Genomic DNA, 14480 nt, shown 5'->3' with positions numbered 1-14480 from the left:
ACCCGCCGTTGGGGTTCGGACCGGCTGATCAGATCAGCTGCGGCTCGAAGTCCCAGAACGGCCGGTTGCGGGAGCGCGCCGAGATGGTGTGGACGTGCTGCGCCCCCAGGGTGGCCGCCAGATCACCGAGCGCCTCCACCTCGACCTTCTCCGCCCGCTGCCGCTCGCGAAGTGCGCGCAGATCGGCCGCGTGCGCGATGCGGGCGGTGAGGGTCAGCGGGTGGGTCCTGCCGAGGACCTCGGTGGCCCGCGCGATGACCGAGTCCGTCAGCACGGCGGCGGACTCGGGGTCGCCCACGAGATTGCGCAGCGCCGCGGCGTTGACCGCGCAGCCCAACGTCCAGGGGTGGTTCTCGCCCACCGCCCGGCCCATGTCCGCGAGGGCCTCCTCCAGGAGGTGGTACGCCTGGTCCCGCTCCCCGACGTTGCGCAGGATCAGGGCGTGGTTGGCGCGGATGCCCGCCGCATAGGGGTGCTGGTCGCCCAGCATGTCCGCGTACCCCTCCATGACCTTCTCGCTTATGGCGCGGGCCTGGTCGATGTCGGCGTGCTCGCGGGCGAAGAAGCTCTGGCTGGCCGCGAACATCATGGTGAGCGGATCGTCCTCACCCAGCACCCGCTCACCCCGCTCCAGCACCCGGGTGAAGAGCGCGGCAGCATTGCCGCGCTCGCCCGAGCGGTACTGACAGAGCGCGAGGTTGTGCTCGGCGGTCAGGGTCTGCGGGTTGTCCGGCCCCATGACGATCCGGTTCACGCGAACGCTCTGGCCCTGAATCGATTCCGCCTCTGTGTATCGCCCGAGCAGACGAAGGTCGATGGCGTAGTTGATCTCGGAGTAGAGGGTCCAGCCGTGGCGCGGGCGCAGCAGTTGGCGGCGCGATTCCATGGTGCGCCGGTTGAGTTCCAGCGCCTCCTCGTACCGTCCGAGCAGGCGCAGGGACGTACCGAGGTTGTTCTGTGCGCTGAGCGTGCGCGAGTCCTGGTCGCCCAGCAGTTCGCGGTACGAGGCCAGGATCCAGCCGGACATCTCGTGCGCCTCTTCGTACCGCCCGAGGCCGCGCAGGTCGGCCGCGAGGCCGCCGGCCGCGCGCAGGTGCTCCAGGTCCTCGGCGCCCCGCTCGGCGCGCAGGTGGTCGACGGCGGCCCGCTCGATCGCCTCGGTCCCCGCGTAGTCACCGACCGCGCGCAGCAGGTTGGCGTAGTTGTAGCTGAGGTCCCAGACCCGGGGATGGTTCTCGCCCAGCAGCTCACTCCAGGCCTTCATGGCGCGGGAGCCCAGCTTGATGCCGGCCCGGTACTCGCCGGAGAGGTACATGTAGCGCAGGCAGTTGAGCACCAGGGAGTGCACGGCGGGGTCGGTGCTGCGCAGCACGTCGGCCCACTTGAGGTGCGGGGTGATCTCGGCGTATCCGGGCCACAGCCGGGTGTCGGTGGGGCGGCCCGGGTCGGCGGAGGCGAGGGCGCGGCGGACCACGTCGATGAATTCCTCGCGGTCGCGCTCGGGCATGTCCTTGCGGACGATCTGGTGGACCATGCGGTGCAGGTAGATGGACTCGCCGGAGGACGACTCGTCGATGACTGACTCGTGGGACTCCAGGCGGACCACGGAGTACTGGCGCAGCTGACTGATCGCCTTGTTCCACAGCAGCGGGTCGTTCATCAGTCCGGAGAGCTGCTCGGGCAGTTCGCCCGGTGGCATCTCCTTCAGCAGCCGTACCGGAATGGAGCCGGGGGCGAAGAAGCTGCACAGGCGCAGCAGGTCGACGGACTCGGGGACGGTGTCCCGGAGTTTGTTCAGCAGTATCGACCAGGCGGTCTGGAAGGCCAGCGGGAAGTCGGCGGAGACCTTGACGACGTCCTGGTCGATGCCGCCGCCGAGGAGCTCGATGTACTCCTCGACCGACATGTCGGAGTCGTTCAGCCAGCCCGCGGTCTGGTCGAGCAGCAGCGGGAGGTCCTCCAGCGCCTCGGCCAGCTGGTCGGCCTCGGTACGGGTGAGGCGCGGGGCCCGGCGGAGGATGAAGGCGACCGACTCATCGCGCTCGTAGACCGGCACCTCGACCAGATTGCTGTTGTGCTCGCCCCACTCGGGGTTGCGGGAGGTGATCAGGACATGGCCGGGGCCGGTCGGCACCAGGTCCCAGATCTGTTCCGGCTCGTCCGCGCCGTCCAGCACCAGCAGCCAGTGGGAGTGCGGGTCACCGCGGCGCAGCGAGTCGCGTACGGCGCGCAGCCGCTCCCCGTACTCGGCGCCGGTGGACAGGCCCAGTTCCGGGGCGAGTTCGGCGAGCTTCTGGCGGTAGAGGGCGCGCCGGTCGGCGGGCACCCACCACACCACGTCGTACTCGGAGCCGAACCGGTAGACGTACTCGGCGGCCAGCTGTGTCTTGCCCACGCCCGACATGCCGTGCAGGGTGACGACGCCCGCTCCGGCGCCGGCGTCCTGGAGTGCGGTGTAGGCCTTGCTGAGCAGTTCCTCGCGGCCGGTGAAGCGGGTGTTGCGGCGCGGCACCCCGCCCCACACCTCGGGGGTGTCGGCCGGGTAGCGCGGGCCCGGCCGCGCCTCCGCGGCCTCGGGCAGCGGGTCCGTGGGCAGTCCCAGCCGTACCAGAAGCCGGCGCTCGGCCTCGTCCGCGCCGACGTTCGTCAGGTCCGCGGCGCCGAAGACGGAGGTGGCGCCGGGCAGGGCCGAGGTGGTGACGGACGCCGCGGCGAAGCGGTCCGGGTCGGGGGCGACGACCTCGCGCAGGGCGCGGTTCCACTCCTCGTGGCCGCGGGGCCCGACCTGGAAGTACCAGTCGCTGAGCAGGACCAGGATCCGGCCGCGGGAGAGCATCAGGTCCCGCAGGGCGTCCTCCAGCGGCACCTCGACCGGCGGGTCCCAGCGCTGCTGGACGACCGTCACCCCGCGCCGCTCCAGCCGGTCCGCGATCCACGCCGCCCAGGCCCGGTTGAAACCGGCGAAACTGAGGGTGACGGTCTGCGCCCCGGTTGCTCCAACTTGCTTACGCGTTCCGGGCATTCAACCGTCTCCCTGACCTCGTTGCGAGCTGTGTCAACATACACCGGAGCCTTTCGCTCCGGCTGGAATCACCTGGCCGCTCAGCTCCCGGGTGATCCGTTCCTCTGCTGCCATATCACCTTGGCGGTGCTGACATAGGCCTCCGCGCGAGCCAGGTGACCCGTGGGTGGCGGCGAATCCTCCAGACGGTGGTAGACCGTGATCATCTCGTTGACGAGCACCCGGCCCTCCGCGGTGAGCGCGCCCGAGCCGGCCAGTACCGGCAGTACGGCGCCGACCTGTTGGCGGCAGCGCGCGTGCTCCGCCCAGGCCAGATCGCGGTGGGTGACCCGGCGCGCGCCGAGCGCGAACCGCTGCCAGTAGTCGGCCAGCGCCAGGTGCGAGTAGGCGCCCTGGAGCAGCCCGTCGAAGGGCCGCGGGTCGGAGCGCCAGGGGGCGAAGTGGCGGGGGGTGGCGTCCTCGTGGTGCAGCCGGACGAGTGCGCCGAGCGCGGCGAGCTTGGTGTGCTGGAGTTCGTGCACGAGGGTCGAGGCGAAGTAGGCGGGGGTCGCCGGCTTGCTGCTGAGGACCGCCCCGAACGCCTCGCGCCGGGTGCCGCTGCAGTGGGCCGCGCCCCGGCCGTCCGGCCCGGAGCCGGGCGGCGGTCCGAGCGGGACGAGGCAGCGCAGCAGTACGGCCGCTTCGGTGAGCCGGTGTTCGCCGCCCACCCGCAGCAGTGGTTCGACCCCGGACCAGGATTCGGTCCAGGCCTTGCGTTCGTGGTCGTCGATGTGGGTGGCGGCGCTGAGTCCGTGGCGTTCGAGCCCGGTGCCCCGGGTGCGGTACGGGTCGAGGTCGTCCAGGGATACGGGGCCTGCGCCCGGCAGTACGGCCGGGAGGGTGAGCACCGGCAGCCAGCGGGGGTCGGCCGAGCTCATGGTGCCGTCCGGCAGGGTTCGCACCGAGAGGGGCGGGGCGTGGGACGGGCGGACCGTCATGTCGCCGTCCATGTAAGTGAGTTCGACCGGTCCGTCGTCGGCCCGTACCGCGCCCAGCGTGGGCAGCGGGAGCAGTCCTTCGCGGGCGGTGAGCCGGGCGGTGCGGGGCAGCGCGGCCCGGATCGCGGCCGCCGTGGCGAGGGCGCCGAGGTGGGCCAGGTCGGTGTGGAGGTCCGGGCCCGCGGCGGTGCTGCCGGTGAGGCCGCCCAGGAGCCGTTGCGCCCAGGGGCCGGTCATGGGGTGGAACAGCACGGTGCGCGCGGCGGCCCGGTCGGCGCGTTCGGCGGCTTCGAGCAGCGCCCAGTCCTCGCGCAGCCGGTCGAGCAGAGGCGGCGGGCACACGGTCGTGGGGGCGGCGGCCGCGGCGTCCAGCAGGGCCCGCAGGAGGACGAGGCGGCGGGTGTCCTGGTCGCGGACGAGCAGGCCGAGGGAGTCGGTGTCGCCCTCGGTGCGGCCGAGTTCGCGCAGTACGCGCTCGGGGATGGCGGGGCTCATGGGGGGTCTCCTGCGGTTGCGTCGGCGAGCCGGTCCGCAACGTGGCGGACCAGCCGTTCGAGGTCGGCGCAGTAGACGGACGGGTTGATGAAGCCGTTCTCTGCGCGGTAGCGATGTGCGTAGTGGCCGCCGCCGCAGACGGTCAGCAGCGGGCAGGCCCGGCAGGCGGCGGCGAGCGCGCCCGCGCCGGCCTGGCGGGCGGCGACGCCGGGGTGGCGCAGGGCGTCGTCGAAGGTGTGCCGGAAGACGTCGAGTCCGGTGGCGGCGGCCGTGTCGTAGGCGGACTTGAGGGAGTCGACCTGTTCGATCGAGCCGTCGGTCTCGACGACGACCGCGTTGACGGGGTCCAGGCCCAGGGACTCGGTGGCGGCGGGCAGGCCGAGGAGCAGGGCGACGCACTCCTCGAAGAGCCGGATCCGGGTCTCCCGCCGGGCGGCGGGCCACCAGCGGTCGAAGACAGCGCACAGCCAGTCGCCGTACGGGGTGGCGCGGCCGGAACCCGGGCCCAGGGGGATGCCCGCCGGGTCCGGCAGTCCGGGCGGCGGGCTGGTCCAGTTGCCGTGCGGCAGGAGCAGGTCCAGGGCCGGTGGGCGCAGGGCGAGCAGTGACTCGTACATCTCGACGGGGTCCGTGCGGGGGTCCACGACGGTGAGGATGCCCGCGTACGCGTCGGGGTGGCGGTCCGCGAGGAGCCGGGCACCGCGTGCGGCGGCGGGCCAGGAGGGGCGGCCCGCGTGGTCGGTGCGCTGGGTGTTGTGGGCGGCCAGTCCGCCGTCCAGGCTGATGCCGACGCTGATGCCGTGCCGGGCGAGCACGGTGACGCCCGCGTCGGTGAGCAGGGTGGCGTTGGTCTGCACGGTCGCGTGGACGGTGCAGCCGGCGGGCACCCGCTCCCGTACCCGGTCCGCCAGGGCGGCCAGCCGGTCCGGGCCCGCGAGCAGGGGTTCGCCGCCGTGCAGGACCAGGGCGACGCGGAGCAGCCGGTGGGCGGCGGCGTGCTCCGCGATCCGGTCCGCGGTGCGCTCCAGGACGGCGGGCGCGGCGGCGGCGGGCCGGTCCCGCCAGGTGCGGTCCGGGCCCTCGTACAGGTAGCAGTACCGGCAGGCGAGGTTGCAGCGGCCGTGCACCTTCACGATGAACTGCCCGAACGGTACGGGTCCGGGCGGGCGCGCGCCGGCCGGTTCCGGACGCGGTGCGGGCCCGGTCGGACGCGCGGCACCCGGGAACGGCCCACCGCTCCCGTCCGCGTACCGCTGCTCCCTCTGCGGCGTCGCCCGTCGGACCACTCCGGCACCCCCGTGCTGTACGTCTGCCGGGACTGTTACCGGTACCGGCGCGGGGTGAGTATCCCCGTCGCCCGGCGCGGGCAGACTCGTTCCGGACGATGATGTCCTGATCGGCCGCGTCCCGGGCCGAAACCGTGCGGGTCCGGGCCGGGGCGCTGCGGGGCCGCCCCGCTCAGAAGGCGTTGTTGAACCCCCAGAGCATTTCCCTGGGCTGTTCCGCCCGGGAGCGCAGATCCGCGACCACCTCGGCCAGCACCGGGTGGTGCAGGGTCCGCAGGGTCTCCAGATCGAGACCCAGCAGATCCGGCAGCGCGCCCGCGGCTCCGGACGTACCGTCGCCCGTGTCGGCGGGCACCGCCGCCCCGGCCCCTTCACTACGTGTGGACTCGTTCATCACGCCTCCCCGTACTCAGCACCGGGCCGCCCGTGCCGCGCTCGCCATTGAGCGCGCACCGCCGGTCCCGCGTCCCTGACCCGCTTCGTACCGCTGCCCGTGCCACCGCCCTGCGCCGGTCGCGCGCCGGTCGTGCCCCGCGCCGGCCCGGTCCGGCCGCACGGCCGTGCCGGGTGCTCGCCATTGAGCACTCAGCGCTCCAGCTCCGCCAGCCGCTCCGCGGTCCGGTCGCCCGCGGCTCCGCCGCCGTCCGGCAGCTTGCGCCACTCAAGGCGGGCCGCCCGGTAGGCCTCTCGCGCGGCCCGGGGACGTCCCGCTCTCTCATAGGTCATACCCCGCCAGTGGTTGGCTGTAGCACCCAACTCGACGGCTTCCCGCAGCTGTTGCGGACTCTCCAGCTCCGTTTCCGCCGTCGCGGCGGCTGCGGCGGCCGAGCGGAAGGCCTCCGCCGCCTCGTCGCGCCGGGTCGGCCGGGCCAGCGCGTCGGCGGCCTCCAGGAGCGCCCGGCCCAGCTCCAGCCAGCAGCGCGCGGCGGTCAGCGGGTCCGCGGCCTCCTGAGCCGCCAGCCCGAAGAGGTACTCGGCCTCCCGCAGGTCGACCCGGTCGGCGGTCGCCCGGTGCCGCAGCATCAGGGCCCGGCCGAGCATCAGCAGCCGCTCCGACTGGTGCGGGCCGCCGGCCGGCGTCTCGGTCCGGCAGTCGCGCAGCACCCGCACCGCGGCCCCGATGTGCGCCGCGCCGTCCGGGAGTTCGGCGCGGCGCAGCAGCGTGCCGCCCCATTCGGCGAGCAGGTCGGTGTGGGCGCGGGAGTCCCGGGGGATGCCCCGGGCCGCCCGTGCGAACCAGTCGGCGGCCGCCACCAGCTCGTCCGGGTCGCCGGTGTGCTCGTAGCGGGCCACCCGGACCCGTCCGGCCCTGGTCTGCAGCTGGGCGCGCTGGCGCTGTTCCCGTACGGTCTCCAGGGCCTGCCCGGTCAGGGTCGCGGCCTCGTCCGGCTCCTCGCCGGAGGCCAGCAGCGCGTCCACCAGGTCCAGCACGATGCGGACCTCGGTGCCCATGGTGTGCCGGCCGCCCTGGGCGAAGGCCGTGCGCAGTGAACGGGCGGCCTGCCGGGCGAACTCCCTGGACTGTTCGGTGTCCTCGGTGGCGCCGGCCAGCTTCAGCAGCGTCCGGCCGTGCTGGAGCGGGAGTGCGGCCGGCCGGTTCTCCTGGTCGGGCCAGGCGTCCGCGAAGGCCTCCAGCATCCCGCAGGCGCTCTGCAGCAGGGCGCTGTCCCCGTCGAGCCGCCACTGCGCCTCCAGGGCCCGCACCCGCTCCAGGGTGAGCCGCAGCGCCTCTGCCGGTGCGAGGCCGGGGGCGGCGCAGGCGGCGGTGTACTCGCGGTCGGCGCGCCGCAGCAGCTCCAGGGCGCCGCGCCGGTCGCCGTGGCGCCGCCGGTCGTCGGCCGCCGCGTGCAGGACCTTGGCCAGCACCGCCCGTTCGCGTACCGCACCGGGAACGGCGGCGGCCCGCTCCGCGGCGCGCTCGGCCTCGCGGAGCAGTTCGCCGCCGCCCTGCACCTCCCAGAGCCGCAGGACGCAGCGCGCGTACTCCGCCCAGAGTCCGGGGTCGACGGACTGGCGCGGGCCGTTCTCGGTGGCGCCGCGCAGGAGTTGGACCGCGTCGATCAGGCGCTGCACCATCTTGTCGGCGTCGAACTGCCGCACCAGTTCACCGGCCCGCTCCACGACTGAGGTGGTGCCGGGGGGCGGCGGCCCGGGGACGGGGGGCTTCGGCGGGATCACGAATCTGGGGGGTACAGGCATGAATCGCTCCAGTACGCGGGCTGCGACCTCGGCAAAGGCATGGGGTACGCGGGGGCCTCCGCGCCTCCCGGCCGCCCCGTCCGCCTCGATCTCCTCGCTGTCGTCGCTCTCGTCCTTCTCCTCGCCCTCGTCGGGCTCCCGGTATCCGGTGCCCGTACCGGCGTGCCCGGCGGCGTACGCGGAGTCGTCCGCCCCCGCGTCACCGAGCTGCGCGAAGGCCAGGGCCGGGAAGTTGGGCCCGCCCTTGCCGAACCGCGTCTCGATGTACTGCGAACAGTGCTTGAGGACGAGCAGTGCCTCGTCCCGGCCCAGTGGACCGAGCAGCGCCTCCTGGACGCCGGGCTCGAACGCGTACCACTGGCCGCGCCCGCCGCCCGCGCCGCCGGTGCGCGAGAGCAGTCCGCTCAGCAGCACCTCGGCCAGTTCGGAGGGGCCGGACTGGGGCAGCATGGTGCGCTGCACGAGCTGCATCACCGGCAGGTAGAGGGGCGCCGCGGCGAGGTAGACGGCCAGCTGTCCGGCGGCCGGTGAGGCCGTTGACCGGAAGCGGCTGACCAGCTGGAGCGAGGACAGGGTGGCGCCGGAGCGCTGGACGGCCGCCGGGGGCTGGTCGGCCCGCACCCAGCCGACCGCTCCCGAGATCCGTGCCGCACCGGTGCCGGAGAGCAGCCTGGCCCAGGCCGCCAGCGCGTCCGGCGCCGGCGGGAGGACCGGGACGGCGAGGGCGCCGGGGTGCACGGCGGGGCCCGTTCCGGCGTCCTCCGTGACCTTCAGCAGGGTGGCTCCGGCGAGGCCGTCACCCCGGGACAGCGAACCGAAGGTGACCGGCAGCCGGGTGCGGCTCCACATGCGCTGCGGCAGCGGCTGGAGCACGGCGACGGGGGCCTGCCGGGCCAGCTGGTGCAGCAGCCGGTGGGCCCGTCCGCTGTGCCAGAGCGGCCCGGCGCAGTCACTGATCATCACGGTGACCCGGCGCCCGGTCGGATCGCTGAGCCGGTCTGCGGAGTGCAGCGGGGCCGCGGCGGGGTCGGAGCTCCGGCTGACCGTGCAGCCACCGTCCGGGCCCTGGTGCAGATAGCGCACCTGCACATCCCGGAAGGCGCCCAACTGGCCGAAAATCTGCTGGAGTTCGCCGAACATCCGGTCCCACACCAGCATGGACGACGAGGCGTCCATGACGCACTGGAGGATGGCGTCGCCCCGGCCGACGCCACGGAACACCGGCATGACCATGCCGCCCGCGCGGGCGCTGAGATCGGCGGTGGCCGTCTCGTCCAGGGTGCGGCGCAGCGGGGCGGAGACCGGGCGGTAGCGCTGCAACGGGCGGAGCGCGCGGGTGAGTTCCAGGGGCGCCGGCAGGACCGGGGCGGCCGGTACGCCGAGCGCGAGTTCGGTACCACGGGGACCGGCCGGGGTCCTGCGGCGGTCCGGCGCGCCGCCCTCGTCGCTGCCGTCTCCGTCCCGGTCTTCTTTGGAGCGCGGGGTGCCGGGGTCGGGGTACAGGGCGATGCGTCCGTCGGCGGCCGGCCCGTCCCCCGGTTCGGGGCCGTCATCGGGCCGGCCGGTGTCCGCGACGCGACGGCCGTTCGCGCCCGGCCGCTCCCGCCCCCCCGGGCCGGACTGCTCACCGGCAGCCGGGACGTCCGGGGGCGTCGCCCCGGGCCCGTCCCCCTCCTCCGCCGGGCCGCCGGGCGCACCGGTCCGGCTCGCCAGCCAGAGGGCGTCGCAGAGCTGCTCGACATCGGGGTCGAGCCCGGCCCCGCGCAGCCGGGCCACCAGCGCCTGCAGGAGCTCTCCGTCGTACGGCTCCGAGGCCCCGGCCGCACCGGGCGGCGTGACGGCGTCGTCCGCCCCGGGCATCAGTGCCTCACCTCGGCCGGTCGAGCCGCTGGATGAGCAGTTCGGCCAGCCGGTCGCGGCCGGCCGGCGCAGCGGCGTGGGTGAGGTAGATGGCGTTCAAAAGCTGGTCCGTGGCGAGGAGTTCGCTGCGTGAGCGCTCCAGGAAGCGGGTGATGAGGTCCTCGCTGGAGCGGGCCGCCTCCTCGCCCAGATGGGCCTTGACGAAGGAGGCCAGCCGCTTGTGGTCGGGGCGGTCGAGCTCCAGATGGATGCAGCGGCGCATCAGGGGGGCCGGGAAGTCCCGCTCGCCGTTGCTGGTGAGGACGACGAACGGGAACGCCCGGCACTGCACCCGGCCGCCCTTGATCCGCACCTTGTTGCCGTCGTGGTCCAGCACGTCCGCCTCGCCGTCGGGCAGCCGGTCCACGATCCGCTCCAGCTCGGGAATGGCGAACTCGCCCTCCTCCAGCACGTTGAGCAGGTCGTTCGGCAGGTCGATATCGCTCTTGTCGAGCTCGTCGATGAGCAGCACCCGGGGCCGGTCCGAGGGCAGCAGGGCGGTGCCGAGCGGGCCGAGCCGGATATAACTGCCCACGTTCTGGGCGGAGTCGGCTCCGGAGCCGTCGTTCGCGGCGGTGTGGGAGGCGATCTGCACGTCCTGCAGCCGGGCGATCGCGTCGTAGTGGTAGAGGCCGTCCAGCAGCGTGGAGCGGCTGACGATGGGCCAGCGCAGCACCTTGCCGAGTTCGAGTTCCCGGGCGACGGAGTGGGCCAGCGTGCTCTTGCCGGCCCCCGGGTCCCCGGTGACGAGCAGCGGCCGCCGCAGATACAGCGCGGCGTTGATCATTTCGAGCTCCTCGGCGCCCGGCCGGTGCTCCTCCGCGATGCGCCCGGGGATGCCGAGCCGGCGGTCAGCGGAGTCGTCCCCGTCCGCTGGGGCACCGCGGCCGCCGGAGAAGTCCCGCCAGGGCGGCGGGGGCGGCAACTGCGGTAAACCGTCGTGCGGTTCGCCGATCCCTCGGTAGATGAGCCACTCAGTGGGTTCACTCATAGCGTGGTCCTTGTGTCACTCGTCCGCCGGGTACGGCGGCTGGTCCGCAGGAGACGGCAGCCGTCGAACGTGTTTTACCGTAGCGATCGGGCGCACCCCTCGTAAGAGGACCGGCACGGTCCTCAGGGGTCCTTTCCCTGTGAAGTCCGGCGCGTCCGGTCACGGCGCCTTCAAGACCTCGCCTCACGACGCCTCCAAGAGCTCGTCTCACGGCGCCTCCAGGAACTCGTCCGAACCGGGCAGCGGATGGTGCGGATCGTCATAGAACAGGGCGATTCCATCGGACCAGTACGTCTCGGGGCGTTCCGCACTCACTCCCCTTCTCAGCTCCAGCATCTTCAGCGGCAGCACGTCACGGGACCGGGCGTCGGAGACGGCCTCGGTCACGCGTCGGTGGAATTCCCGGCAGACCGTGTCGGTCTCCGTCGGCCGCCGTTGCAGCAGGGCCACGCCGAAGCCGGTCTCCAGCACCCGCACCACCCCGGCCGTGATCTCGGGGTCCGGCCGGCTGCCGTACCGGCAGAGCACCGGCACGCTCTCGTGGGCCAGGGTGCACAGCTGCGCGACCTCCGGTACTCGTACCCGCATTTCGTTCTCGCAGTCGACGACTTCGGCCCGTGTCCCGCTGTCCTGGGCGAGCTTCCAGCGCGCCAGGCGCTCTTCGGCCGGCCCGTGGACGGTGCTGCGCAGCACCACCGGACGTACGACGCCGAGCGGCAGCCCGTCCGAGGGGAGCGTCCAGCGGTCGACGTCGAGGCCGAACAGCGCTGGCGTGACGGCGACTTGGAGCAGGGCGGGGCTGCCGGGCTCGTCGCACTGCCGGAAGGCCTCGGTCAGCGCGGCCGCGAGCCGGTCCGGCAGCGGGTCGAGCGCGGCGCCCTGGCTGTCCTCGTCGACGGGCAGCATCTCCCCGGTGTGGCGGGCGACCCCGATCCGCCAGTCGTAGCGGTCCCGGGCCCAGCCCTGGGGTTCCAGCGCCAGCAGTACACAGGGGCGTTCGCCGGGGCGGCCGGTCCCGCCCGTCCGGGTGACGGCCCGGCGGCGGTTCTCCTCCAGGCGCAGCCGGACGGCCGCCCACTCCATGGCGAGCTGCCGGCGGAAGTCCCGGGACAGCTCCTCCTCCGCGATCCGCTTCACCCACTCCCACAGCGACTTGGCGGCGGTCCTGGTGGAGGGCACGTCGAAGGGGCGCTCCGCGGCGAGGACGCCCATGCAGTAGCGCAGGACCAGTTCGAGCGGGGCGTCCCGGTCGCGGGCACGGGTGTCGTACAGCGCCCCCAGGCCGTCCCGCCAGCCGCGCGGGGCCGGGCGGTGGTCACGGGAGTGGACGCCGGGCAGCGCGTCCAGGAGGACGAGCAGGCCGCGGGTGCTGACCGGGGGCGGGAACTCGGCGAGCCGCCCCAGCAGGTCCGCCCGCCGCTTGGGGCCGAGGACACCGCCGGGCGGGTACACCAGCTCGCTCTGCACGTCGGCCCAGGTCCGCTCGGTGCTGGCCGGGCTGTTGTGCCGGTCCGCGTGGTAGCGGTCGTGGGCGTGGAAGACGGACTGGTAGATGTCGTCGGCCTCGGTCTCGACGGGCGCGGACGGCACCTTCAGGGTGCGCAGCCGCTCGATCCCCACGGCTGTTCCGCCCTGGTGGTTGTCGAGCCGCGACTTGATCACGCCGACCACCTCCCCCCGGGCGAGATCGACCACGGGTCCGCCGGACATGCCGGGCTCCAGCCAGTCCCCGTCGAGCCGGACGACCTGCTCGGCGTCGTCCGAGGCGCCGTAGGCCCCCTTCACCACGCAGACGCCGCTGCGCTTCAGCAGCCCGCCGCCCTGCGAGGGCGCCCAGCCCACGCAGTGGATCTCCCGGCTGCGGAGCATGGCCTCCGAGCGCTCGGTGACGTACACGCAGGTGTGCTCGACCGGCCGCTGGAGCTTGATGAGCGCGAGGTCGGGGGCCGGCCAGCCGGGGGCTCCCTGCGGCCGGGCGCCGGGCATCGCGACGACGACCTTGCCGGGCACCTCGCTCAGTTCGGTGCTGTAGCGGTCCTCCTTGAACCACACGTTCACCACGCCCCCCTCCCCCCGCATCGCCACGTGCGCACACGTGAGGATCCAGCTCGGGGCGATGAAGAAGCCGCTCCCCAGGAACTCCCCGCCGGGTCCGTCCTGGGCATACCCGGCACCGGGGCGATGGATGCGCACGGTGGCGTCGTGCACGAGGCCCATGAGCGCAGTCTCCGGCTGCCCCGGACCCCCGTCCGCGCCCCCGTCGCCGTCCGGGCTCATGTCCCGCCGCCGTCCGTGTCGCCCGCGCCGTCCGGATACGCCGGGGCGCCGGGGGACGCACCGGCGGGCGGGCCGGGGGGCGCGGGCGCCGGCGCGGCGGGCGGAGCCCCGGGAGGCGCGAACGGAACCGGCGGCACGGACGCCGGAGGCGCGGGGGCCTGCGCGGGTACGGGCGTGGGTGTGGGCACGGGCGTGGGTACGGGTACGGGTGTGGGCACGGGGGCCGGCGGGGGCGGGTCGACGGGGGGTCCGCCGCCGTTCCAGGTGAGCGTGACCTTGATGGCTCCCTTGGCCTCGCCGTCCGCGAGGAGTCCGACGATCCGGCCCGACTTGGCGGTGAGCTCGATCCCGAACTCGACGCTGACCTCGTCCGGCCGCACGGCGCGCAGCGGCACGGCGAGCGAGCGCGCGACGCTGGTCACCACGGAGTGGAGACTCTCGACGCGGGCCTGTACCTGGTCGGCGATGTCACCGAACCCGGTGTCCGTGTACGTCGGCCCGGAGCCGGGCGCGGGACCGTCCAGTTCCTCGGCTCCGGAGATCCGGGCCCAGACCGGCGTGCCGTCCGGCATCTCAATGCGCGTAATACGGGCCCCACTGTCACCCATGACACCCCCCGTTCCCCAACTACCCGCAGATTAACGGGCGTAGACGTCCGGCGTAAGGCACACGGACCATGACGCACGGGGAGGGCGAGCCGGTTCTCGGCCGACACGCACCTGCCCGGGACGGCCGGCGGGGCCGCTCGCCCGGAGCTGCCGGGCCCGCCGCCCGGGAAAGCGGCGGGCCCGGCACATCATCGCTGGTTCCACCAGACGAGACCGGTCACGATGGCCCCGCCTACCGCGGACGTCAGGCCGTAGACCAGTCCATGACTGGCGGTACGAGCCAGGGACCGCAGGTCACGGCGGAGTGCGGGCAGGGTCGACGTGCGTTCCGGATCACCCGTAGGCTCGGGTGTGCACCCCATGGTTCTCTCCTTCAGCCGGTGGAGCTACTGGGCAGGCACGCGGCCTCCTGTTCACAGCAGGGGGCCGCAGCCGTTGTCGCCTGCCTCCTTTCGTCATCGTTCTTCCTCGGGTCCGCCGAACGTGCGTCACCGCAGTGACCTCTATAACAGGTCGTGGGGTGGCTGCTCGCGTAACCGGATCGTCGTAGAAGAGGACGAGCCAGCCCTGCGGACCAGAACGTCGCCGGCCGGCCGAGGCCCCAGGTCCAGGCCGGGGCCGTCCGGCAAGAAAGCTCCCCGCGGCAGCCGCCCGAGCACACCCGGTCACCCCAGAGCGGTGGCCGCCGTATCGACAGAGCACCGGCACCGGCACCACCGCCTCACC

General features: G+C 73.9%; 8 protein-coding genes. All 8 read right to left on the bottom strand.

What is annotated here, in order from left to right; translation table 11 throughout:
• Positions 1–28 precede the first annotated feature (28 nt).
• A complete protein-coding gene (gene fxsT, locus ACZ601_RS29125) occupies positions 29–3022 on the bottom strand; it encodes an FxSxx-COOH system tetratricopeptide repeat protein (RefSeq protein WP_469543465.1) in 2994 nt (997 codons plus the stop codon).
• Between the two features lie 80 nt (positions 3023–3102).
• Positions 3103–4494: an aKG-HExxH-type peptide beta-hydroxylase gene (locus tag ACZ601_RS29120; RefSeq protein ID WP_469543462.1), complete on the bottom strand. Its 1392-nt coding sequence runs from the start codon at positions 4492–4494 to the stop codon at positions 3103–3105.
• Complete coding sequence (locus ACZ601_RS29115) at positions 4491–5627, bottom strand: FxsB family cyclophane-forming radical SAM/SPASM peptide maturase (RefSeq protein WP_469543460.1); 1137 nt, start codon at positions 5625–5627, stop codon at positions 4491–4493. Before ACZ601_RS29115 ends, ACZ601_RS29120 begins: the two co-directional genes overlap by 4 nt.
• A gap of 325 nt (positions 5628–5952) precedes the next feature.
• Complete coding sequence (gene fxsA / locus ACZ601_RS29110; RefSeq protein WP_469543458.1) at positions 5953–6174, bottom strand: FxSxx-COOH cyclophane-containing RiPP peptide; 222 nt, start codon at positions 6172–6174, stop codon at positions 5953–5955.
• A 191-nt stretch (positions 6175–6365) separates the two neighbouring features.
• Positions 6366–9839: an SAV_2336 N-terminal domain-related protein gene (locus tag ACZ601_RS29105; protein ID WP_469543455.1), complete on the bottom strand. Its 3474-nt coding sequence runs from the start codon at positions 9837–9839 to the stop codon at positions 6366–6368.
• A gap of 7 nt (positions 9840–9846) precedes the next feature.
• Positions 9847–10869 (bottom strand): AAA family ATPase, encoded by a 1023-nt coding sequence (locus ACZ601_RS29100; protein WP_440578312.1) that lies wholly within the window; start codon positions 10867–10869, stop codon positions 9847–9849.
• Between the two features lie 207 nt (positions 10870–11076).
• On the bottom strand, positions 11077–13086 hold the full coding sequence (locus ACZ601_RS29095; RefSeq protein WP_469543451.1) for a VMAP-C domain-containing protein: 2010 nt from the start codon (positions 13084–13086) through the stop codon (positions 11077–11079).
• A gap of 56 nt (positions 13087–13142) precedes the next feature.
• The gene (locus ACZ601_RS29090) at positions 13143–13754 is read right to left on the bottom strand and encodes a CU044_2847 family protein (protein WP_469543449.1); all 612 of its coding nucleotides are present in this window, start codon (positions 13752–13754) and stop codon (positions 13143–13145) included.
• Positions 13755–14480 lie beyond the last annotated feature (726 nt).

The sequence above is a fragment of the Streptomyces sp. NPDC104307 genome, from assembly GCF_055584045.1.
The sequence above is the reverse complement of the archived record's forward strand: the minus strand, read 5'-3'. Positions and strand labels throughout refer to the sequence as shown.